A 20,981-nucleotide genomic window follows, 5' to 3' on the forward strand; every position below is an offset into this window, starting at 1 on the left:
GACACCGTGCCGCCACGACACCGTGCCGCCACGACACCGCGGCGCAGTGACCCGCGCCGGCTGACCACAGGTCGCGACCGTGGGGCGGCGAAGGACGGGGCGCCGCGCGCGGACCGACTCAGCCGCCGGATCAGTCGGATGCCACCGGACCCGGGAGCCCAAGACGACCTGCGGGGAGTCCCGAACTGGGTTTGCGCGACTGTCCCTCAGTGAGCCGCTCAAGGATACCGGCAGCAGCAGTGCGCACATGATTCGCAGGACACGCCGTGGTCCCTCTGTGCCCGCCCCGAGAGTCCACTACGGGACACCGGGCCGGCTCGCCGGGAGGGCGGCTTCGAAGCAGTGGCTTCGGCGCCCACGTATGCTGACCTGGAGCGCTCCATCAGGAGTGATGTGGCCGCCCGCTATGAGGCGTGTGCCGCGGTGTCGGGCCGGATGTGAGCCGGCCGAGCACCTCGCATAGAGGGATGCACCGAGATGTCGGGCTGCCTCAAGAAGCGCTACCCGTCCCAAGTGGCAGCACTGCTGGCTCTACGGGCCATTCAGAAGCGGAGTCCGGAAGCCGAGCGCAAGCGGCCGACGGGCGTCTACCTCTGTTCCCAGTGTCGCGGGCAGTGGCACCTGACCTCGAAGTCGGCGTCCCAGTCCCCGCCGTGGCAGAAGGCGTGCCCGCCGAGTTCAGGTGTCCCGTAGTGAGCCGCTGGGGGACAGTGGTCCCCCAGCGAACCCGGCGGACCGTGTCGACGGCAGGGAGTCTGCTCACGTGCAGCCGTGACGGCGACTCCCCTGACGTACCGGGTGCGGCGGTGCCGCCCTGACACCTCGACCGGTCCCTCGACGGCCGACGTCGCCCAGGCCGGCGTGGCGCCCCGGCGGGTGTCAGCGGCCGGAGACGTCCACGCAGGCCGAGGGCGGCGCAGGGCGCGCAGCCCGGAGGAGACGTTGCCTCGGGCTGTCAGGAGGAGCCGCCGGGTCCGCGGGCGAGGAGGATCGGCCGGTCAGGGCTCAGGCGGTGGCCCGCGCCCGTACGGCGATGACCACGAGGGCGATGGCGAGGGCCAGCAGGAGGAGCAACAGCAGCAGCGGCGCGAGTACGGCGAGCAACACCAGCGCCCCGATCACCAGGATCTTCATCGGCGTGCTCAGCGCGGCGAACCAGGCCTTGATCGCCGCGAGCACCGGGTTGCGGCCGGTCAGGACGGCTCGCAAGGCGGCCCACGCGGCCCGCTGTAGCCCGCTGCCGCGGCCGGCGAGGCCGTGCAAGGCCTCGGCTATCCGGGGTGACAACCGACGGATCATGCGCCGGACCGTCCGCCCCAGACGAGCGCCGAGCCCGTCCAGTGCGGCACGGGCGCGGCGCAGCACCGCCGAGAGGACGGCGCCGAGACCGCGGGACCGCCGTGCCGTGCCCGTGCGGCGGGGGGCGGGGCGGGATGGCGACCGAGGCCGGCCGGAACCCGGCGTGCGGTCGTCGGTGCGGCCGGCGTCGCGGGTTCGAGCCGGTCCGCCGTCTGCCCTGGCCTCGCGGCTCACCTCGGGCGTGCCGCCGGTCAGGTGCTTCTCGGCGCTCGCCGGGCGCCGTCGGCGCTCGGTGGGTGGCTGCGCCACGCGGGTGCCGGTGTCGGCACGTCGTCCGGTGACCGCGCGCGCGTCCCGACCGTGTCCGGCGTCACGACGGATCTGCCCGGCCCGAGCAGCACCGGCGGCCGGCCGCGGGACTGCGGCTGTGCCGGTCCGCGACGAGCCGGCGGTCCGCGTGGAACGGGCGGGGCTGCGCTGTGGACCAGCGGCCCGCGCCGCCGCACGCCGCTCCGGCGCCGCACGACGCTCCTGAGCCATACTGCGACGCCTCCCCCACTGGAAAGCGGAAACACGCCCCGTCGCTGACCCTCGGAGGTACCCACCCGCGGCCCCACGTCAATCCTCCCGGTGCGGGCGTGACGGCTCCATCCCGTTCAGCGCCGCTCCATCAAGGGGGCCGGCCACGGGCGCCAACGCCCAGGAGAGGTGATCCGCGCCGGGGGGTGGTCGAGTGTCGGCCGCCACGAGCTCACCGACGGGGCCCGGGTCCGCATCGAGCCGCTGCCGGCCCTGACCGGACGACAGGTGAGCGGTGGCGCGATCACCGGCAGGTGATCGACGCGCCACTGCGGCGCGCCCGCGCCGGAGCGCCGTGGCGGGGCCTGCCGGAGCGCTACGGGCCGTGACTGACCGCCCATGAGCAGCACTCACGTCGGAAGGGCGTCTGAGCCGGGCTCGTCCCGCAGTGGGCCGCTCGGGGACTCGGGCGGCAGGGACGCTTCGTGTGATCCGCGGGAGGCGGTGCCGGGTCAGGTGCGTGACGTCCAGGCGCCGACCGAGCGACCGGTGGCCGCGAAGACGTCGGCGGCCTGCTCCGCGCGCAGCGCCACGAACAGGCCCTCCGCCTCGGCGAGCACCACCTCGGGACTGTCCTCGGCCACCAGCCGGGCGTGTGCGGTGGTGCGCCGGCCGGCGGTCTCCCCCATCTCGGCGGTCACCAGCAGCGGCACCCCGAGGTGCACCGGGCGCCGGTACTTCACGGTGAGGGTCGCGGTCAGCCCGCCCCGGCCGGCGGCGCGCAGCGCGCGGGCCAGGACGTGGTCGAGCAGTGTCGCCACCACGCCGCCGTGCACCAGCCCGGGCGGCCCCTCGTGCGCCTTGCCCACGGTGACCCGGCCGGTCGCCGTCCCGTCGGGGGTGTCGGTGGCCACCAGCGGCGGCGCCACCGGGCTGCCCGGGCCGTACACCGGGCTGTACCAGCGCTCGCCGGTCTCGGGGTCGTCGACGCGGGCGATCTCGTGCAGGCCGCGGCCGGCCACCCGCAGCCGCGCCGCCAGCTCCCGCGCGACGGCGGCGGCCGCCTCGAGCTCGGCCTCCGGCACCTCCGTGCGGACGGCGGCGTCGACCAGCTCGCGCAGAGCGTCGCCGAGCTCGCCGACGGCCACCCGCCGGGCGGCCCGCTCCTCGGGTGACGGGCTGGGACGGCCCTCCTGCACGGACCCGCCCCGAGCGGCGGCGAGGGGCGGGGGGCAGGAGGGTCCCTCGTCAGCCACGCGGCATGCCGGCCGCGCGCAGCAGCCCGCCGCCGACGATGACCCGCTGCACCTCGCTGGTGCCCTCGTACAGCCGGTAGAGGCGGGCGTCGCGGTAGAAGCGCTCGACCGGCGTGGTCCGCAGGTAGCCCAGCCCGCCGTGCACCTGGACGGCGCGGTCGGTCGCCCGGCCGACCATCTCGCTGCACCACAGCTTCGCCGACGAGGGGCCGATCGAGGTGTCCTCGCCGGAGTCGTAGCGGGCGGCGACCTCGCGGACCATCGCCCTCCCCGCCAGGGTCTCGGCGTGCATGTCGGCGATCAGCGCCTGCACCAGCTGGAACCGGCCGATCGGGGCGCCGCCCTGCTTGGCGGTGGCGGCGTAGGCGACCGACTCGTCGAGCACCCGCTGCGCCATCCCCACGCACAGCGCCGCGATGTGCAGCCGGCCGCGGGACAGCACGGTGAGCGCCTTCGAGTAGCCGCGCCCCTCCTCACCGATCAGCGCGTCGGCCGGCACGTGGACGTCGTCGAAGAACACCTCCGAGGTCCACGCCCCGGACTGCCCCATCTTCCTGTCCTTGGGGCCGAGCGTGACGCCGGGCGCCCCGGCGTCGACGACGAAGCTGGAGATCCCGCGGCCGCCCTTCTCCTCCGGGTCGGTCCGGGCGAAGACGACGAACAGGTCGGCCAGCGGGGCGTTGGTGATGTAGCGCTTGGCGCCGTTGAGGACCCAGCCGTCGCCGTCGCGGCGGGCGCTGGTGCGCAGGCCCGCGGGGTCGGAGCCGGCCTCGGCCTCGGTGAGCGCGAAGGAGCCGATCAGCTCGCCCGCGGCCAGCCGCGGCAGGTAGGCCTTCTTCTGCTCCTCGCTGCCGAACTTCGCGATCACCTGCCCCGCGATGCCGTTGTTCGTGCCGAACAGCGACCGGAAGGCCGGCGTCGTGTAGCCGAACTCGAACGCCAGCTCGACGTCCTCGCTCATGGAGACGCCCAGGCCGCCGTACTCCTCGGGCAGCGCGTAGCCGAACAGGCCCATCTCCGCCGCCGCGCCGCGCAGCTCCTCGGGGATGCGGTCGTCGAGGTCGATCTCCTCCTCGCGCGGGACGACCACCTCCCGCACCAGCTGGCGAACCGCGTCCCGGATCTGCGTGAAGTCCTCGGCGTCCACGGCCCCATGGTGCCGCCCCGGGCGGCCTCCCGACGAGCCGGGGGTGCAACACCGCACCGACGGTGTTACGGACACGCGCGAACGGAACGTCGTCGTCCGGACACACCCCGTTGCCGGTCACGGTCAGCGGCACTAGCGTCACGGACGGCACCCGAACCAGCGGCGCCGTGTCCTCCCCCCGGGAGCCCCCGTGCACCTCTCCGTCGCCGTCGTGCCCGCATCGGGCCAGGTCGTCGTCCGCCTGACCGGCGACGCCGGCCGCCCGACCCTCCCCCGCCTGGCCGCGGGCCTGACCCGCGCCGCCGAGCACGGCACCCCCAGCGTCGTCGTCGACGTGGCCGGTGCCCGCTTCCACGACCGCGCGGCGCTGCGGACCCTCGCCGGCTTCAGCGACACCCTCAGCGCCGCCGGCCGGCGGTGCCGGGTGGTCGGCGCGCCCGCGGCCACCCGGCGCCAGGTGGCCGAGGCCGGCCTCGCCGGCGTCCTCGAGCTCGACGGCCCGCTCACCGGCGCCGACCCGGTACGCCCCCTGCCGCGGCCGGCCCCGGAGTCCGGAACCGACCCGCGCCCCACGCAGCCCCTCCCCGTCGGGTCGCTGCTCGCGGCGGCGGGCCTGCCGGCCCCGGCGCCCGAGGAGGCCCCCCGGCCGCGGGCTGCGGCACACCCGGTGCGGGGACCGGCCGGGGCGTCCCGCCGCCGTGTCCCCGTCCCGCTGGACCGCTGGCGCTGAACGCGCACGTGCCCCGGCCCGCACGCGGCGGACCGGGGCACGACCGGGCAGTGCCTACGCCAGGGCGTCCAGGCGGGCCATGTCCTCGTCGGAGAGCGTCAGCCGCGCCGCGCCCATGTTCTCGGTGAGGTGGTCCACCGACTTCGTGCCGGGGATGGGCAGCACCACCGGGGACTTCTGCAGCAGCCAGGCCAGCGCGACCTGCGCCGGGGTGGCGTCCAGCTCGCGGGCGATGTCGGCCACCGGGCTGTGCGGGGCGGCGAGGTCGCCGGTCGCGATCGGGAACCACGGGATGAACGCGATCCCGTGGGCGGTGGCGTGGTCCAGGACGTCCTGCGACTGCCGGTTGGTCAGGTTGTAGAGGTTCTGGACGCTGACGACGTCGACGATCTCGCGCGCCGCCTGCAGCTCCTCGACCGAGACCTCGGAGACGCCGATGTGGCGAACCTTGCCCTCGTCCTGCAGCTCCTTGAACGCGCCGAGCTGGTCGGCCAGCGGCACCTCGGCGTCGATGCGGTGCAGCTGGATGAGGTCGATGCGCTCCACCCGCAGGTGGCGCAGCGACAGCTCGACCTGCTGCTTGAGGTAGGCCGGGCGCCCGACCGGCGTCCAGATGCCCGGGCCCTGGCGGGTCAGGCCGGCCTTGGTGGCGATGACCAGGCCCTCCGGGTACGGGTGCAGCGCCTCGGCGATGACCTGCTCGCTGACGAACGGCCCGTAGGAGTCGGCGGTGTCGATGAGGTCGACGCCCTGCTCGACGGCGGCGCGGACCACCCGGAGAGCGGCGTCGCGGTCGGCCGGCTCGCCCCAGACGCCCGGGCCGGGCAGCTGCATGGCGCCGTAGCCGAGCCGGTGGACGGTGAGGTCGCCGCCGATGGCGAAGGTGTCGGCAGGTGCGGTGGCGGTCATGGACCCTCCCGGTGCGTGTGCCCCGGGCCGGTTGCCCGGGGTCCCGCACCCCGCCAGCACGGCGGTCCGCGCCGGTCTTCCCGGCGCGCCGGCGGTGTGACCGGCGACACGGCGAGCGAGAGGACGGCGATGGGCGAGATCCTGGTGCTGCGGCACGGCGCGACCGAGTGGAGCAAGAGCGGCCAGCACACCGGCGTGACCGACCTGCCGCTGCTGCCCGAGGGCGAGGAGCGGGCCCGCTCCCTGGCCCCGGCGCTGGCCGAGCGGCACGTCGTCGAGGTGTGGACGAGTCCCCGGCAGCGCGCCCGGCGCACCGCCGAGCTGGCCGGGCTGACCGCCACCGCCGTCGACGAGGACCTCGTAGAGCTCGACTACGGCGGCTACGAGGGCCGCACCACCGCCGAGATCAGCGAGGAGCTCGGCCGCGAGTGGTCGGTCTGGCGCGACCCGGTGGTGGCGGGCGAGACCCCCGGCGAGACCCTCGAGCAGGTCGGCGAGCGGGTGGACCGGGTGCTGGACCGGGCGCGGGCCCGGCTCGACGACGGCGACGTCGCCCTCGTCGCGCACGGGCACGTGCTGCGGGTCCTCACCGCGCGCTGGCTGGGCCTCGAGCCCGCCGCGGGAGCGCTGTTCGCGCTGCCGGCCGGCGCCTACGGCGTGCTCGGGCACGAGCACGCGCGCCCGGTGCTCACGGGATGGGGACTGGGCTGAGGCCCGCCGGCTCGACGGCGCCGGCGGGCGCGGCGGGCCGGCCGAACAGCCAGCCCTGCGCGAGGTCGGCGCCCAGCGCCGCCACCTCCGCGGCCACCTGCTCGGTCTCCACCCCCTCCGCGACGACGACCGCCCCGAGCCGGTGCGCGTGCTCGGTCACCGTGCGCACCACCGCGCGGGCGCCGTCGTCGGGCAGCGCGGACACCAGCGCCCGGCCGAGCTTGACGACGTCGGGCCGGACGACGTCGAGCAGCGAGCGGCTGGACCACCCGGCGGCCACCTCGTCGAGGGCCACCCGCCAGCCGCGCTCGCGGTAGGACTCGAGGACGGCGAGCAGGTGCCCGCGGTCGGCGACGGCGGCCCGCTCCCCCACCTCCAGCACCAGCTGCCCCGGCTCCAGCCCCGCGGCCTCCAGCGCCTCGACGGTGCTGGCGAGGTCGGCGTCGGGGTGCAGCACCGAGGTGGGCCGGGTGTTGACGAACAGGTCGGCGCTCCCCAGCCAGCCCGCGGCGCCGGCGATGGCGCACTCGCGGCCGACCCGGTCCAGCCGGGTCAGCCAGCCCGCGGAGTCGGCGACGAAGAACAGGTCCCCGCCGTCGACGGTGCGGCCGTCGGAGTCGCCGCGCAGCAGCGCCTCGTGGGCGACGACGGCGCGGTCGGCCAGCGCCACGATCGGCTGGTACGCCGACCACAGCTCGGCCTCGGCGAGCACGCCGACCTCGGCGGTCACCCCGCGGCGGGCCAGCTCCTGCGCCAGGGTCGGCGCGGTGAGCAGGCCGAGGGTCAGCGCGGTGTACTCGTTGGCCGGGTCGGTGGCCACCCGCACGGCCTCGGCCTCGGCACCGGTCAGCGCGCGGGAGAGCCGGTCGAAGAAGACCTCCACCCCGACGCCGTCGCGCTCGTCGGACAGGTCGAGCAGACCGGGGGCGGCGAAGACCGACAGCCCGGCCGACCGGGCGACGGCGGCCACGGCGGGCAGCACGTTCTCCTCCGCGGTCGCCAGCAGCACGCGGGTCGCGGCCTCGGGCAGGGGCCACTGCTCGCGCCGCCGCGCCGCGCCGATCGGACTCCCCACGCGCAGCAGGATGACCGACCCGCCCGGCCGGGGCGGGCAGGCGCGCGGACGAGGTCCGACCGTTCAGGATGCCGCGCCGCGGACCTGCCTGCACGCGGCGCGGAGGCCCTACTGTCGCTGCATGGCTGCTGTGATCACCGAGCCGCCGACGCGCACAGGCCGCGGCGGCCGACCACGGGACCCCAGCCGCGACGACGTCATCCGCGCGGCCATCCTCCGGCTGCTCGGGGAGGTCGGGTACGGCGCGCTGACCATGGACGCCGTGGCCGCGGAGGCCGGCGTCGGGAAGGCGACCATCTACCGCCGCTGGCGCACCAAGCAGGACCTCGTCGTCGACACCGTCTCCGACCTGAACCGGGCGTGGACGGTCACCGCCGACACCGGGTCGCTCGAGGGCGACCTGCGTCAGCTCGTGCACCGCATGGTGGAGATGATGGCCAGCCCGGTCGGGGCGGCCACCCGCTCGCTGCTCGCGGCGATGCAGCACGAGCCGGCGCTGATCGAGGCGTTCCGCGAGGGCCCGCTGGCCGTCTGGCGGCGGGCCTACGACGAGGTGTGGAACCGCGCCCAGGCGCGCGGCGAGGTGGGGCCCGGGCTGCCGCAGTCGATCCCCGCCGAGGCCACCACCGCGCTGCTCGTGCAGCGCTGGCTGGTCACCCGCGAGCCGGTGGACGCGGCCTACGCCGACGCCGTGCTCGAGACCGTGGTGCTCCCGCTGGTCCGCCGGAGCTGACGCTCACCAGCCGAGCGTGCCCGGCTCGCCCTTGAACGGGCCGACGACGTCCGCGGTGATCCAGCCGCCGTAGAAGTCCCCCGCCTGCGCGCGCACCTGCTCGCCGTCGACCAGCGCCCGGTCCACCCGACTCGGGTAGAACGCCACCGCGCCGCGCAGGTGCTCGTAGCCCGGGGCCGGGTCCTCGTAGGACCAGCCGACCGCCGGGTACCGCCGCCCGTCGACGACGGCGTCCCAGTAGGTGGCCCGCCCCTTCCACTCGCACCACGACGACCCGGCGGCCCGCTCGAGCACGCCGGGGGCGACGTCCTCGCGGGGCACGTAGTAGACCGGCGGGTGGCTGGTCTCGCAGACCCGCACCGCGCGGCCGGTCCGCGCGACCACCCGCCCGCCCAGCTCGACGACGACGCGGCGCGGCGTCACCTCCGCCGACGGCGGGCGCGGGTAGTCCCACACGGACTCCTGACCCGGGCCGACCGGGTCGCGGCGCGGCGGGCGCACGGTGCGGCTCAGTCGTTGCGGTGCCGGGCCTTCTGCACGACGACCAGCGTCACCAGCAGGCCGAGCGCGCCGACGGTGGCGCGCCCCGCCGTCGACTGCAGGAAGCGCACGACGGCGGCCTGCCCCTGGGCGCGCAGCCGCGTCGGGCTGCTCCGGTACGCCAACTGGTCCAGGGTGGCCGCCAGCGACTCACGGGCGGCGTCGATCTCCAGCTGGATCTCTCGAGGGTCGCGAGGCACGGCGACAGCCTGCCAGACACCGCGCCGACCGGCCCGTTCCGGCGATCAGCGGCACCCGCGCGGGCGATGCGCCCCCGGATGCGACCTAGACTCGGCGGCCACGCGGGAGTGGTGTAACGGCAGCCACGCCAGACTTAGGATCTGGTGCCCTCGGGCGTGCGGGTTCGACTCCCGCCTCCCGCACCCAGGGGTCAGCCCAGGCTCACGGTGAGCTCGACCTGCGGCGAGGCGAGCCCCGGGTCGTCGGCGTCGACCACCGCCAGCAGGCGCACCCGGTCGCCGTCCACGCCGCGCAGCGCCAGGCCCTCGACCTTCGCGACCCGGCCGTCCACCTCCGGCACCGGCGCGATGTCGAGCACCCGCCCGTGCTCGGCCAGGACCAGCGCCGTGGCCACCACCGGGCCGTCGTCGACGGCGTTCGGCGTGTCCTCCGCGGCCGCGGACAGCAGCTCCCGGCCGTCGGGCAGGGCGACGGCGTCGGTGACGGCGAGCCCGACGCCGGCGACCTCGCCGAGATCGAGGGCGTGCACCGGCCCCAGCGGCACCGAGCCGGGGTCCGCGCACCCGAGCACGGCAGCCACCAGCGGCGCCAGCGGTACCTCGACGCAGGCGTTCGGCACCCCGGCGGCGCGGTTGCCGCGCTGGTACCAGCGGAGGACGTCGCCCACGCGGGCGGCGCCCTCCAGGTTCCGCTGCCCGTCCGGCACCCCGAGGCGGTCGCCGACCGCGGCGTACAGCGGCCCGAGGTCGGCCGCCCGGGCGGAGGGCCGGTCGCCGTCGAGGGCGGCCAGCACCCCGCGGGTGCGCCGCCGCGTGGACCCCGACCCGAGCAGCAGCACCGCGGGCCGCCCGTCGGCCTCCACCGGGCAGGCCGTCTCCAGGTCGGGCTTGAGGGACTTGGTCCCGGCCGCCTCGGAGAACCGGTCGTGCCCCTCGACCGGCGGCAGCAGCCGCACCGGGACCACGCCGACCGGGCGCTGCCAGGCCGCGGACGTGGCGTCGTCCTGGACGACGAGCCAGCCGTCGCCCAGCGGCGCGAGGCCCGAGGCCGCGGTCACCGGCGTCCCGTCGTCGAAGCGGAGCTCGCGGACAGCGGTGAGGTCGACGCGCACGGGCACGGGGTGCCCGCTCCCCTGCGGCCCCACGCGCACGACCGCTGGGACCGGATCACACAACTGTCTTTCCGCAGCTCAGCACGCTGAAGCCGGTCCGGGGCCGCTGCACGGGCGCCGCATCCGACGTAGCCTCGGATCGGCCGGCCGGCCGCACGACGGGGTGCCCGGGGCCGGTCCTCTTCCCCGCACACCGTCCTCCGGACACGACCCGTCGGAGCCCATGACCTCCCCGCGCACCGAGACCAGCACCTCCCCCGGTACGGACCCCGAGCCGGTCCCCGACAAGCCCCGCGCCTCGCTCACCGTCACCCAGGTGGCGGCCGGCGCCCTGGCCGCGGTGTCCGCGGCGGTCCTCGCCTCGTTCTTCGGAGTCGCCGGCACGGTGATCGGCGCGGCGCTGGTCAGCGTGGTCAGCACCGTCGGCTCCGCGCTCTACAGCGCCTCCCTGAACCGCACCGGCGAGAAGCTGCGGAAGGCCCGCGAGCAGCTGGCGACCCGGCCCGCCTCGGCGGCCGGCGAGGCGCCGACCCGGGCGATGCCCGCGGCCGGGCCGGCGGCCGGTGAGGCGGCGACCCGCGAGCTGCCCGCGCACCTGGACCCGCGCCGGGCCCCAGCACCGCGCAGGCGGATCCGCTGGCCGCGGGTGGCGGCGTACGCGGCCGCGGTCTTCGTGCTGGCCATGGGGATCGTCACCGCGATCGAGCTGGTCGGGCAGAAGCCGGTGTCGGCGCTGGTCGGCGGGTCCGACACCTCGTCGTCGTCCACCACGATCGGCGAGCTGTCCAACGCCTCGTCCTCGCGGGACCTGACGCCGTCGGACTCCGACCCGACCACGCCGACGACGGGGGCGCCGGTCACGGGGACGCCCGGGGACGCCGGGGAGAGCGCGACCCCGCCCGAGGAGTCCGCGCCCGCCGGTGAGAGCGGCAGCGACGACGGCACCGACGACGGCACCGACAGCGGCACCGGCGAGGACACCGGGGGCGGCACCGGCGGCGACACGGACGGCGGCACGGAGGAGTCCGCGCCCGCCGAGCCGTCGACGCAGGCACCGGGGACCGCCCCGGACAGCGGCAGCGACTCCGACAGCGGCTCCGGCGGCGGCTCCGGCGGCGGCTCGGGCTCCGGGTCGGGCACCGAGCCGCAGGCCGAGGCGGACAGCGGGGCGCAGCCGGCCGCCTGAGCCGGCCGCCCCGCCGTCAGTCCTTCGCCCGCCGCGGGACCAGCTTGAGCAGCGCCAGCCCGGCGAACAGCAGGGTGACGCCGGCGACCACGACCGCCAGCGCGTCGAAGCCGGTGGAGGCGAGGGCGGTCGACCCGCCCACGCCGCTGGCCGTCACGTAACCCGCCTTGCTGTACACGTGCACCTCCTCTCGGTGGGTCAGCCCGCCGCGGGGACCGCGACGTGGTGCCAGGTGGCCTCCCGGCGGCGGACGAGGTCCACCAGGGAGCGGACGAAGACGGCCTGGATGAACAGGTCGTAGACCAGTTCGACGACCAGGGGCAGCGCCAGCAGCAGCGCCCGCGGGCCGCCCCGGCGGACGGTCACCAGCCGCTCGGCCAGGAAGACCAGGCCGACCGAGGTCCAGAACGGGTCCAGGTGCAGGCCGCCGTCGCGCGCGAGGACCAGCACGGTGAGCAGCAGGTAGGCCTGGAAGGCGAGGACGCCGAGGCCGATGCCGAGCTGCTGGCCCCAGTAGCGCAGCGTGACCCGGGTGAGCCCGTAGTGCCGGAGGTTCTCCAGGGCGCCGCGCTGCCACCGCATGCGCTGCTTCCACAGGTCACGCCAGGTCGGCATGATCTCGGTGATCACCGAGCACGCCGCCGGGCTGGTCATGCGCCAGCCCAGGGTCTTGAGTGCGAGGGTCAGCTCGTTGTCCTCGGTCAGCGCGAGGGTGTCGTAGACCTGCCCCTCCCGGCCGGGCAGCGCGGTGCCGCGGGCGGCGGCGACCTCCCGCAGCGCCCGGACGCGGAACAGCGTGCCCGTGCCGGTCAGCACCATCACGCGGCCGGTCCGCGAGACGTCGCGGCTGTACCGGAGGTACTCGTTGCGCTGCAGCTGCCCGAGCACCCCCGCCCCGGGGTGCCCGTAGAACAGGCCCCCGGCGGCGCCGATCCGCGGCGAGGACTCGAGGCTGGCCGCGGCGGCCTCGAGGAAGCCGGGCGCGAGCTCGGTGTCGGCGTCCATCACGAGGACGAGGTCGTCGTCGCGCAGGTCGGGTGTGGGGCCGGCGGGCGCGCTGTCGTCCGCCGCGCCCCCGCGCCGGTCGGGGCCGCGCCGCGGGTCGTCGGAGGCGCCCCGCCGGTCGGCGGTGGCGGTGCGGCGGAACCGCTGCACGATCGCCTGGTTGAGGGCGCCGGCCTTCTTGTCGGTGTTGCCGACGGTCTCGTAGACCTCGGCCCCGCGCTCGCGCGCGATCCGGGCGGTGTCGTCGGTGCAGTTGTCGGCGACGACGACCACGCGGTCGGGACGGCGCGTCTGCCGCTGCAGCGCGTCGAGGGTGTCCCCGATGTTCGCGGCCTCGTCGTGCGCCGGGATCAGCACGACCAGCCGCGCCGCCGGACGCCCGTCGTCCCCTGCCATGCCCGCCCCCTGCCGTCGGCCCGTCAGGAGGTCAACGGCAGCCCGAGGCGGATCCCGCAGCCGGCGCCGACGGGACCACCCGTACGGGTCAGGAGCCGACCAGCGCCCGGTGCAGGACGGCGACGAGCTCGGCGCGGGTGACGATCCCGGCGAGCCGGTCGTCGGCGTCGACCACCGGCAGGTGCCGCAGCCCGCGGTCGGCCATCAGCCCGACCAGCTCGGAGACCGGGGTGTCGGCGCCGACGGTGGTGACCGGGCTGGTCATGACCTTCGCGACCGGGTCGAAGTCCACGACGTCGAGGTTGAACAGGTCGTGGACGGTGACGATCCCGACGACCCGGCGGTCGGGCGTGACCACCGGCAGGGCCTTCACCGCGTGCTGGTTCATGAGCATCCGGGCGCGGTAGAGCGTCTCGTCGGGCTGCACGGTCCGCACGTCGCGCTCCATCAGCGCGCCCACGCGCAGCTGCCCGAGCCGGCGGTCCAGGGCGTGCGCCTCGGCGTCGCGGACCAGCGCCAGCACGTCGCCGGGCAGCACGTCCAGGCCGCGGTCCAGCCGCTGCATCGCCGCCGCGACGTCCTCGGCCTGCAGCCCGACCCGCTCGCTGGGCGGCGCCCCGGGCCCGGTGCGCGGCGGCTCGGGCACGTGCGGGTAGGGCCGGCCGGTCAGGTTGTTCACCAGCGCGGCCACGAGCAGCAGCACGAGGGTGTCGACGCCGACCGGCCACAGCGCGAACGCCCAGCCGTGGTCGGCGACCGCCGCCCCGCCGACCGCGGTGAACAGCGCGCAGGCGCCGCCCGGCGGGTGCACGCAGCGCAGCACCATCATCAGCGGGACCGCCACGCCGACGGCGACCGCCGCGGCCAGCGTGACGTCGTCGAGCAGCTTGCCCGCCGCGACGCCGACCAGCGTGGACACCGTGTTGCCGGCGAGCACGGGATAGGGCTGGGCCAGCGGGCTGGCCGGCGCGGCGAACAGCAGCACCGCGGTGGCGCCCATCGGCGCGACGATCCACGGCAGCCCGGCCGGCCCGCCGGGGACCGCGGAGGCGGTCAGCGCGGCCAGTGCGATGCCGGCCAGTGCGCCCAGCCCGCCGCGCACCACCTCCGAGCGGCGGTAGCCCACCGGCGAGGGCCGCAGCCCGGTCCTCCACGCCCCGACGTCCGCGCGCACCCGGCTCCCCTCCCGCGGGCCCCCGCCCGCCGCGGGCGTGGACCCTACGTCGTCGGGGCGGTGCCGAGGTGCCGCCGCGGCGCGGCGCTCAGGCCGCGCCGAGCGTCTGCGCGATCACCGGGACCAGCGCGGCGAAGGCCTGCCCGCGGTGGCTGCGGGCGTCCTTCTCCGCGGGCTCGAGCTCGGCGGCGGTGCGGTCCAGGCCGTCGGCGACGAACACCGGGTCGTAGCCGAAGCCGTTGCTGCCGCGCGGCTCGCGGACCACCCGGCCGCGCCACTGCCGCTCGACGACCGACTCCGCGCCGTCCGGGGTGACCAGGGCGGCGGCGCACACGAACGCCCCGCCGCGCCGCTCGTCGGGGACGTCGCGGATCTGGCCGAGCAGCAGCGCGGTGTTGGCGGCGTCGTCGCCGTGCCGGCCCGACCAGCGCGCCGAGAGCACCCCGGGCATCCCGTTGAGCGCGTCGACGGCGAGACCGGAGTCGTCGGCCACCGCGGGCAGGCCCGTGTACCGGACCGCCTCGCGCGCCTTGAGCAGCGCGTTCTCCGCGAACGTCGCGCCGGTCTCGGGGGCCTCCGGGTACTCGGGGACGTCGCGCAGGCCGACCACCTCGATGCCCGGGACGGCGTCGGTCAGCAGCCGCTGCAGCTCGGCGAGCTTGCCGGCGTTGCGGGTGGCCAGCAGCAGGCGGGTGGTCATCGCTGCAGCGCCTCCTGCTGGACGCGGGTGAGCTCGGCGCACCCGGCGACGGCGAGGTCGAGCAGCCGGTCGAGGGTGGGCCGGTCGAACACCGCGCCCTCGGCGGTGCCCTGCACCTCGACGAACCCGCCCTCGCCGGTGCAGACGACGTTCATGTCGGTGCCGGCGCGCACGTCCTCCTCGTAGGCGAGGTCCAGCCGCGGCTCGCCGTCGACCACGCCGACGCTGACCGCCGCCACCGACTGCACGATCGCGTTCTTCTTCGCCAGCTTCCGGCGGTCGGCCAGCCACGCGACGGCGTCGGCGAGGGCGACGTAGGCGCCGGTGATGGCCGCCGTCCGGGTGCCGCCGTCGGCCTGCAGGACGTCGCAGTCGATGGCGACGCTGTTCTCCCCCAGCGCCGCGAGGTCGATCGAGGCGCGCAGCGAGCGGCCGATGAGCCGGCTGATCTCGTGGGTGCGCCCGCCGATGCGGCCCTTGACCGACTCGCGGTCGCCCCGGGTGTGCGTGGCGCGCGGCAGCATGGCGTACTCGGCGGTGACCCAGCCCAGGCCCGAGCCCTTCCGCCAGCGCGGCACGCCCTCGGTGACGCTGGCCGCGCACAGCACGCGGGTGCGGCCGAACTCGACGAGCACCGAGCCCTCGGCGTGGTCGAGCCAGTTGCGGGTGATGGTCACCGGGCGGAGCTGGTCGGCCGCGCGGCCGTCGGGGCGGGTCACGGGCACCGAGCCTATCGACGCCGGCACGCCGTCCTCCCGGCGAGATGCCGCGATCGGCGTGCCACGATCGACGACGTGCGATCGGAGCTGCGGACGGTGCGGACCGGCGGCGAGCCGGTGGTGGTCGACCTGACCGGCGAGTGCGAGGACTTCGTCCGGCAGGAGGACGACGGCCTGCTGTCCGTGTTCGTCCCGCACGCCACGGCCGGGCTCGCGGTCATCGAGACCGGCGCGGGCAGCGACGACGACCTGCTCGCCCAGCTCGACGAGCTGCTGCCCCGCGACGGCCGCTGGCGCCACCGGCACGGCAGCCCCGGCCACGGGCGCGACCACGTGCTGCCGGCGTTCGTGCCACCACACCTGAGCGTGCCGGTGCTCGGCGGCCGGCTGCAGCTGGGCACCTGGCAGCGGATCTGCCTGGTCGACCCCAACGGCGACAACCCCGAGCGGCAGGTGCGGCTGTCGTTCCTCCGCGGCTGACGCCCCTGCTCCCCGACCCCGCCGGGCGGGCACGGCATCATGCCGGGCATGACCGAGACCGCTTCCGTCCGCCTCGCGCCCGGTGACCCGGCGCCGGACTTCACGCTGCCCGACGCCGACGGCACCCCGGTCTCCCTCGCCGACCGCCGCGGCCGCCGGGTGATCGTCTACTGCTACCCCGCCGCCCTCACCCCGGGCTGCACCACCCAGGCCGTCGACTTCACCGCCGCCGCCGGCGAGCTGGCCGAGGCCGGGCTGGACATCATCGGCATCTCCCCCGACCCGCCGGAGAAGCTGCAGCGCTTCCGCGAGCAGGAGGGCCTGGGCATCACGCTGCTGTCCGACCCGGACAAGCGCGTGCTCACCGCCTACGGCGCCTTCGGCGCCAAGAAGCTCTACGGCAAGGAGGTGCAGGGCGTCATCCGCTCGACCTTCGTCGTCGACGCCGAGGGCCGCATCGAGCGGGCCGCCTACAACGTCAAGGCCACCGGGCACGTGGCGAAGCTGCGCCGCGACCTCGGCCTGGGCTGAGCGCTCAGTCCCCGCGGACGCCGAGCACCCCGGTCACCAACGCGTCGACGACCGTCGTCGCGGCCTTGAGGTCGGGGTCGCGGGCGACCATGACGTCGGAGTAGAGGAACGACTCCCCCAGCCGGACGACGGCGTAGGCCAGCACCGGCAGGGGCACCTCCGGCGTCAGCCCGCGCTCCTCGACGTCGCGCTCGAACAGCGCGGTGTAGGCCTCGACCAGCCGCGGCTGCACCCGGCCGCGCGGGTCGGTGAGGACGCGCATCGCGGTGGTCGGCTCGTCGTCGATGAAGCGGCGCAGCGACGACGCGGTGCCCAGGACGTGGCGGTAGTCCTCGATGATCGCCAGGCTGCGCAGCCGGGCCGCGGGCTCCGCGCCCTCGGGCCGGGCGTCGTGCGCCTCCGCGGCTCGACGCAGCGTGCGCTCGGCCAGCCACCACATCGCCTCGCCGAGGATGGCGTCCCGGTTGCCCACCCGGCGGAACAGCGTCACCCGCGAGATGCCCAGCTGGGCGGAGAGGGTCGTGGTGTCGAGCCGCTCGCCGTCGAGGAGGGTCCGCGCCGCCCGGCGGACGACCTCCTCACGCGGCGCGATCACGGACGCAGCGTAGGCGCGGGCGTCCGGCGTCGACACGGCCCCGGCACCGGCCTCACCCGCCCGCGGGAGGGTGGCCACCGTGCGTGCACGGCGGCCGTCCCCGTCGTCAGGACGCCGGGTCGGGCCGGTGCACCGCGAGTGCCGGGTGCCGGTGTCCACGCACCGCTCCTGGCGCGGCGGCCGGGCACGGGCGGAGGCGGTCACCCGTGCTCGGCGGCCGCCTCCGCCCGCACCCGCGCCCGCGCGTCGGCGTAGCGGACCACCTCGAAGCTCAGCAGCGCCACCAGGACCGCGGCGAGCACCGCGAGCTGCGCCAGCGCCGGCAGGGGCGCCACGGCCAGGGGCGCGAGCAGCAGCACCACCGCGACGACGGCCCGCGGCCGGTTGACCGACCCGACGTTGCGCAGCCGGAAGGCCAGGTGCGCCAGCAGGTACACCGCGACGCCGGCGTAGAGCGACCACAGGCCCGTCCCCTTCAGCGGGTCGGTCAGGTCGTGGTGCTCGACGTCGCCGACGTACTCGGCGACCTTCTTCAGCCCGAGGGCGAGGAAGATGATCCCGGCGATCATCGGGAAGTGCAGGTAGGTGTAGGAGTCGCGGGCCAGCCGGACCCGGTCCACGCCCTGCCTGCCGGCCAGCACCCGTTCCGCCACCGGGGCGACCACGTCGAAGTAGGACCACCACAGGCACACGCTCACCGTGAGCCCGAGGAGCGCGACGGCCGCGATCGGCAGGGTCAGCGGCAGGTCGACGACCCCCACGCCGACCGCGATGATCGACTCGCCGAGGGCGATGATCACGATGAGGCCATGCCGCTCGGCGTAGTGCCGCGGCGCCGGCAACCGCCAGTCGGTTCCGGAGGCATAGACGCCGGTGTAGTCGACGACCAGCGCCAGGACCCACAGCAGCGTCTGGGCGGTCCCGCCGGCCAGCGCCCCGGCCACCAGGAGCCCGACGGCCAGGACGACCGGGACCGCGGTCCGCAGCAGCTGCCGGCGCAACCCGGCGTCCTGCCCCGCCGCGACGAGGTAGACCGCGAGGTGACCCAGACGCACCACGGCGATGCACGCGGCCAGCACCAGCGGGGCGCTGAACCCGTCGCCCTCGTCGCGCCACGCCTCCGGGATCGACAGCGCGACGAGGAACAGCGCCCCCATCACCGTGATCAGCGCACCGCGGACGACGCCCTCGTCGGCCCGGGCCTGGTTCCCGAGCCACGCGTAGCTGCTCCAGGCCCACCACAGCAGCGCGAGGACGAGCAGGCCGCGCACCGCGCTGCGCCAGCCGACGTCCTCGGCCATGAAGGCGGTGACCTGGGTGATCGCGAAGACGAAGACCAGGTCGAAGAAGAGCTCCAGCGTGGTGACCGTGTGGTGCTCCGTCGTCGGCAGCACCCGGGCGTGGGCGCGCACCCCGGACGGTCGATCGGCTCGCGCGGTCACGTGCACCTCCCGCCCGCCGGGCGCGTCCCGGCATCCCGCGACGCGGGCCATCCTGGCCCCTCCCGGCGCCCGGGACGAGAGGCGTTCTCCCAGGGCGGACTCAGGCCGTCCACGTGCCCGGGCGGGGCTGCCCGCACCGGCCGTCGTCCCAGTCCGGGTCCCACGGGAAGCACCCGGCGGGCGAGGCCCAGGTGAGCACGTGCGCCGGCACCGAGTACTCGGCCGGCCGCCGGTACCAGCGGTTGGCGCCGAGCAGCACCTCGCCCGGGTTCGGGCACTCCTCCACGACCAGCTCCTCCCGGCCGGCCTCGAGCAGCTCCCCGGGCACCAGCGACCGGCCGGCCACGACCTCGCGGGCCACCGCGTCGAGCAGGGAGTGCGTGGCGGAGGTCCCGCGCCCGACGACCACCAGCTCGGGGTGGCCGAGGCCGAACAGGCCGATGGTGTAGCCGAACGCCGGCTCGTCGGGACGGTCCCCCGGCCCGACGTACTGGACGGCGAAGCGGGCGCGGCGGACGACGGCGGCGAGGTGGGCGTCCTCCTGGTCGAGCCAGGCGGTGGTCTGCGGGTCGTGCGTCATGCCCGGGAGCCTGCGGGTCGGCACCGACAGGACGCGCCCGCGCACACCCGGTGGTGGACGCGGGTCCCCCCTGGGGACGACGGCGGCCGGAGCGTCGGCCCCCGGGTCGCCCGCTCAGCCCTCCGCGGACCGCTTGGCCCGCGCCCGCCGCTTGCCCTCGTGCATCGCGGCCACCCGCGCGACCGGGATGGTGTGGCCCTCGGCGACGAGGTCGGCCGGGAGCGCCTGCGGCGGGGGCAGCAGCCGCGCCCAGGGGTCGCCGTCCCCCAGCCGGTCCGGCGCGGTCGTCACGGTGACGTCGCCCGGCCGGGCCGAGGGCAGGTCCTCCCACGCCACCGGCGCCGACACGGGCAGGCCCGGCCGGATGCGCGGGCTGTAGGCGGCCACGATCGTCGAGGACCCCGAGCGGGTGGAGTCGAGGAAGACCCGGCCGTGCCGGTCCTCCTTGATGTAGGCGGTCGTGGCCAGGTCCGGGTCGAGGGCCGCGGCGCGGGCGGCGAGCGCGCGGGTCGCGGCGGCGGCGTCCTCGGGCCCGGCCCCGCGCACCGGGACGACGACGTGCACGCCCTTGGACCCGCTGGTCTTCACCGCCCCGGCCAGCCCGGCGTCGGCCAGCGCCCGCCGCACCAGCTCCGCGGCCCGCACGACCACCGCGAAGTCGGCGCCCTCCGGCGGGTCGAGGTCGAGCACGACGCCGGTCGGCTCGGTCTCGGCGCCCGCGCGGAAGAACGGGACGTGGAACTCCACGGCGCGCTGGTTGGCCAGCCACAGGAGCGTCCGGCGGTCGTCGCACAGCACCTGGTGCACCTGGCGGTGGGCGCCGGACGACCACACCGGCACGGTGCGCACCCAGTCCGGCGCGCCCTTGGCCACGTTGCGCTGCATGAACGGCTCCTGGCCCGGCCGCACGCGCTTCACCGACAGCGGCCGGCCCGCCAGCTGCGGCACCAGCCGGTCCGCGAACGCGTCGAGGTGGTCGACCAGGTCGCCCTTGGTGACGCCCAGCCCGTCCCCCAGCGGCGCGTCGAGGCTGGTCAGCCGGACGCCGTCCCGTTCGTCGTCGACCACCGGCCCACCGTGCCCGCCCGGCACGGGCGCGGCAAGTGAGTCCACCGCTGGTCCCCGCCGGCCACCCTCCGCGGGCCCGCGCCGAGCACGCGGGGCGCGAGGGGTCCGCTCACACGTCGTAGGTGGCGCCCGGGGCGACCAGCTCCGCGCCGGGGAACGCCGTCCGCGCCGCGGCCAGCTGCGCGACGGGGTCCACCCACGCGGGCACGTGGGTGACCAGCAGGCGCCGCACCCCGGCCGCGGCCGCGGCCTCCCCCGCCTGCCGGCCGGTGAGGTGCAGGTCCGGCGGCAGCCCGTCCCGGTCGGGGTGGGCGGCCTCGGCCAGCAGCACGTCGGCACCGTGCGCCAGGTCGACGACGGCCCGCGACGGCCCGGTGTCACCGGTGTAGACCAGCGAGCTGCCGTGGGCGGTCAGCCGGACGGCGTGGCACTCGACCGGGTGCGCGGTCCGCGCGGTCTGCACGGTGAACGGGCCGAGGACCGCCGACACCGGGGTGGCCGCGAAGTCGAAGACGTCGGTCAGCGGCGCGCCGCCCTCGTCGTAGACCAGGCCCAGCCGCCGCTCGGCCCCGGCCGGGGCGATCAGCGGGACCCGGCGCCGCGACGAGCGGCCGGAGTAGCGGTGCCAGACCACGAACGGGACGACGTCGAGGCAGTGGTCGGCGTGCAGGTGGGAGAGGTAGACGGCGTCGATCGAGTCGGGGTCGGCCAGCGCCTGCAGCGCCCCGAACGCGCCGCTGCCCAGGTCGAGCAGCACCCGGAAGCCGTCGTGCTCGACGAGGTAGCAGGAGGCCGCCGACGCGGGGCCGGGCCCGCTGCCCGAGCAGCCCACGACCGTGAGCCTCATGCCGCGACCCCCGGCCGGTCGCACGTC

Annotated in this window: 24 protein-coding genes and 1 tRNA gene; 7 read left to right on the top strand and 18 right to left on the bottom strand. The window is 76.5% G+C overall.

Annotated elements, in window-relative coordinates:
* Positions 1–1,005: 1,005 nt before the first annotated feature.
* The 3 genes from ACI79Z_RS12585 to ACI79Z_RS12595 form a co-directional block, all read right to left on the bottom strand.
* Entirely contained in the window at positions 1,006–1,209 is a 204-nt protein-coding gene (locus tag ACI79Z_RS12585) for a hypothetical protein (protein ID WP_387985718.1), read from the bottom strand.
* 1,121 nt (positions 1,210–2,330) lie between these two features.
* Positions 2,331–3,017, bottom strand: a complete 687-nt coding sequence (locus tag ACI79Z_RS12590) for a PaaI family thioesterase (protein ID WP_387985720.1) — start codon at positions 3,015–3,017, stop codon at positions 2,331–2,333.
* 49 nt (positions 3,018–3,066) lie between these two features.
* Positions 3,067–4,221, bottom strand: a complete 1,155-nt coding sequence (locus ACI79Z_RS12595) for an acyl-CoA dehydrogenase family protein (RefSeq protein ID WP_456902820.1) — start codon at positions 4,219–4,221, stop codon at positions 3,067–3,069.
* Positions 4,222–4,411: 190 nt separating this feature from the next.
* Here ACI79Z_RS12595 and ACI79Z_RS12600 point away from each other — a divergent pair, with 190 nt between their 5' ends.
* Positions 4,412–4,951 (top strand): STAS domain-containing protein, encoded by a 540-nt coding sequence (locus ACI79Z_RS12600; RefSeq protein ID WP_456902821.1) that lies wholly within the window; start codon positions 4,412–4,414, stop codon positions 4,949–4,951.
* Positions 4,952–5,005: 54 nt separating this feature from the next.
* Here the strand turns inward: ACI79Z_RS12600 and ACI79Z_RS12605 are convergent, their stop codons facing one another.
* Positions 5,006–5,860, bottom strand: coding sequence for an aldo/keto reductase (locus ACI79Z_RS12605; RefSeq protein WP_387985725.1), 855 nt, complete (start codon positions 5,858–5,860; stop codon positions 5,006–5,008).
* Positions 5,861–5,989: 129 nt separating this feature from the next.
* Between ACI79Z_RS12605 and ACI79Z_RS12610 the strand changes: the two genes are divergently transcribed.
* Positions 5,990–6,571, top strand: a complete 582-nt coding sequence (locus ACI79Z_RS12610; RefSeq protein WP_387985727.1) for a histidine phosphatase family protein — start codon at positions 5,990–5,992, stop codon at positions 6,569–6,571.
* On the opposite strand, the gene ACI79Z_RS12615 is transcribed toward ACI79Z_RS12610, so the two are convergent.
* Entirely contained in the window at positions 6,549–7,646 is a 1,098-nt protein-coding gene (locus ACI79Z_RS12615) for an EAL domain-containing protein (RefSeq protein WP_387985729.1), read from the bottom strand. The two genes, ACI79Z_RS12610 and ACI79Z_RS12615, sit on opposite strands and share 23 nt — an antisense overlap.
* Positions 7,647–7,767: 121 nt before the next feature.
* Here ACI79Z_RS12615 and ACI79Z_RS12620 point away from each other — a divergent pair, with 121 nt between their 5' ends.
* Entirely contained in the window at positions 7,768–8,379 is a 612-nt protein-coding gene (locus tag ACI79Z_RS12620; protein ID WP_387985731.1) for a TetR/AcrR family transcriptional regulator, read from the top strand.
* A 3-nt stretch (positions 8,380–8,382) separates the two neighbouring features.
* Here the strand turns inward: ACI79Z_RS12620 and ACI79Z_RS12625 are convergent, their stop codons facing one another.
* Positions 8,383–8,835, bottom strand: coding sequence for a DUF427 domain-containing protein (locus ACI79Z_RS12625; protein ID WP_456902822.1), 453 nt, complete (start codon positions 8,833–8,835; stop codon positions 8,383–8,385).
* A 53-nt stretch (positions 8,836–8,888) separates the two neighbouring features.
* A complete protein-coding gene (locus ACI79Z_RS12630) occupies positions 8,889–9,119 on the bottom strand; it encodes a DUF3618 domain-containing protein (RefSeq protein WP_387985736.1) in 231 nt (76 codons plus the stop codon).
* Positions 9,120–9,221: 102 nt separating this feature from the next.
* Here ACI79Z_RS12630 and ACI79Z_RS12635 point away from each other — a divergent pair.
* A tRNA-Leu gene (locus ACI79Z_RS12635) sits at positions 9,222–9,302 on the top strand.
* An 8-nt stretch (positions 9,303–9,310) separates the two neighbouring features.
* Here ACI79Z_RS12635 and ACI79Z_RS12640 read toward each other — a convergent pair.
* Entirely contained in the window at positions 9,311–10,237 is a 927-nt protein-coding gene (locus ACI79Z_RS12640) for a DUF6910 family protein (protein WP_456902823.1), read from the bottom strand.
* 217 nt (positions 10,238–10,454) lie between these two features.
* Between ACI79Z_RS12640 and ACI79Z_RS12645 the strand changes: the two genes are divergently transcribed.
* Entirely contained in the window at positions 10,455–11,417 is a 963-nt protein-coding gene (locus ACI79Z_RS12645) for a hypothetical protein (protein WP_456902824.1), read from the top strand.
* Positions 11,418–11,433: 16 nt separating this feature from the next.
* On the opposite strand, the gene ACI79Z_RS12650 is transcribed toward ACI79Z_RS12645, so the two are convergent.
* The 5 genes from ACI79Z_RS12650 to rph all read right to left on the bottom strand — a co-directional run bounded on the left by ACI79Z_RS12650 (position 11,434) and on the right by rph (position 15,411).
* The gene (locus tag ACI79Z_RS12650; RefSeq protein ID WP_387985743.1) at positions 11,434–11,595 is read right to left on the bottom strand and encodes a hypothetical protein; all 162 of its coding nucleotides are present in this window, start codon (positions 11,593–11,595) and stop codon (positions 11,434–11,436) included.
* A 20-nt stretch (positions 11,596–11,615) separates the two neighbouring features.
* Positions 11,616–12,818 (bottom strand): glycosyltransferase family 2 protein, encoded by a 1,203-nt coding sequence (locus tag ACI79Z_RS12655; RefSeq protein ID WP_456902825.1) that lies wholly within the window; start codon positions 12,816–12,818, stop codon positions 11,616–11,618.
* A gap of 88 nt (positions 12,819–12,906) precedes the next feature.
* Positions 12,907–13,992, bottom strand: coding sequence for an HPP family protein (locus ACI79Z_RS12660; protein WP_456902826.1), 1,086 nt, complete (start codon positions 13,990–13,992; stop codon positions 12,907–12,909).
* Positions 13,993–14,080: 88 nt separating this feature from the next.
* Positions 14,081–14,692: an RdgB/HAM1 family non-canonical purine NTP pyrophosphatase gene (rdgB, locus tag ACI79Z_RS12665; protein WP_387985749.1), complete on the bottom strand. Its 612-nt coding sequence runs from the start codon at positions 14,690–14,692 to the stop codon at positions 14,081–14,083.
* Positions 14,689–15,411, bottom strand: coding sequence for a ribonuclease PH (gene rph, locus ACI79Z_RS12670; protein WP_456902827.1), 723 nt, complete (start codon positions 15,409–15,411; stop codon positions 14,689–14,691). Before rph ends, rdgB begins: the two co-directional genes overlap by 4 nt.
* A 75-nt stretch (positions 15,412–15,486) precedes the next feature.
* On the opposite strand from rph, the gene ACI79Z_RS12675 reads away from it, so the two are divergent.
* Positions 15,487–15,891 (top strand): YjbQ family protein, encoded by a 405-nt coding sequence (locus ACI79Z_RS12675; RefSeq protein WP_387985754.1) that lies wholly within the window; start codon positions 15,487–15,489, stop codon positions 15,889–15,891.
* Positions 15,892–15,939: 48 nt separating this feature from the next.
* Complete coding sequence (gene bcp / locus ACI79Z_RS12680; protein WP_456902828.1) at positions 15,940–16,422, top strand: thioredoxin-dependent thiol peroxidase; 483 nt, start codon at positions 15,940–15,942, stop codon at positions 16,420–16,422.
* Between the two features lie 4 nt (positions 16,423–16,426).
* On the opposite strand, the gene ACI79Z_RS12685 is transcribed toward bcp, so the two are convergent.
* The 5 genes from ACI79Z_RS12685 to ACI79Z_RS12705 all read right to left on the bottom strand — a co-directional run bounded on the left by ACI79Z_RS12685 (position 16,427) and on the right by ACI79Z_RS12705 (position 20,954).
* Complete coding sequence (locus ACI79Z_RS12685; RefSeq protein WP_387985759.1) at positions 16,427–17,017, bottom strand: QsdR family transcriptional regulator; 591 nt, start codon at positions 17,015–17,017, stop codon at positions 16,427–16,429.
* 200 nt (positions 17,018–17,217) lie between these two features.
* Positions 17,218–18,459, bottom strand: a complete 1,242-nt coding sequence (locus ACI79Z_RS12690) for a low temperature requirement protein A (RefSeq protein ID WP_456902829.1) — start codon at positions 18,457–18,459, stop codon at positions 17,218–17,220.
* A 100-nt stretch (positions 18,460–18,559) separates the two neighbouring features.
* Complete coding sequence (locus tag ACI79Z_RS12695; RefSeq protein ID WP_456902830.1) at positions 18,560–19,039, bottom strand: DUF4262 domain-containing protein; 480 nt, start codon at positions 19,037–19,039, stop codon at positions 18,560–18,562.
* A gap of 114 nt (positions 19,040–19,153) precedes the next feature.
* Positions 19,154–20,107 carry a DNA polymerase domain-containing protein gene (locus ACI79Z_RS12700; RefSeq protein ID WP_456902831.1) on the bottom strand — a complete coding sequence of 318 codons (954 nt, stop codon included), beginning with the start codon at positions 20,105–20,107 and terminating at the stop codon, positions 19,154–19,156.
* Between the two features lie 109 nt (positions 20,108–20,216).
* Positions 20,217–20,954 (bottom strand): MBL fold metallo-hydrolase, encoded by a 738-nt coding sequence (locus ACI79Z_RS12705; protein ID WP_456902832.1) that lies wholly within the window; start codon positions 20,952–20,954, stop codon positions 20,217–20,219.
* Positions 20,955–20,981 lie beyond the last annotated feature (27 nt).

It is taken from the genome of Geodermatophilus sp. SYSU D00663 (assembly GCF_054050655.1).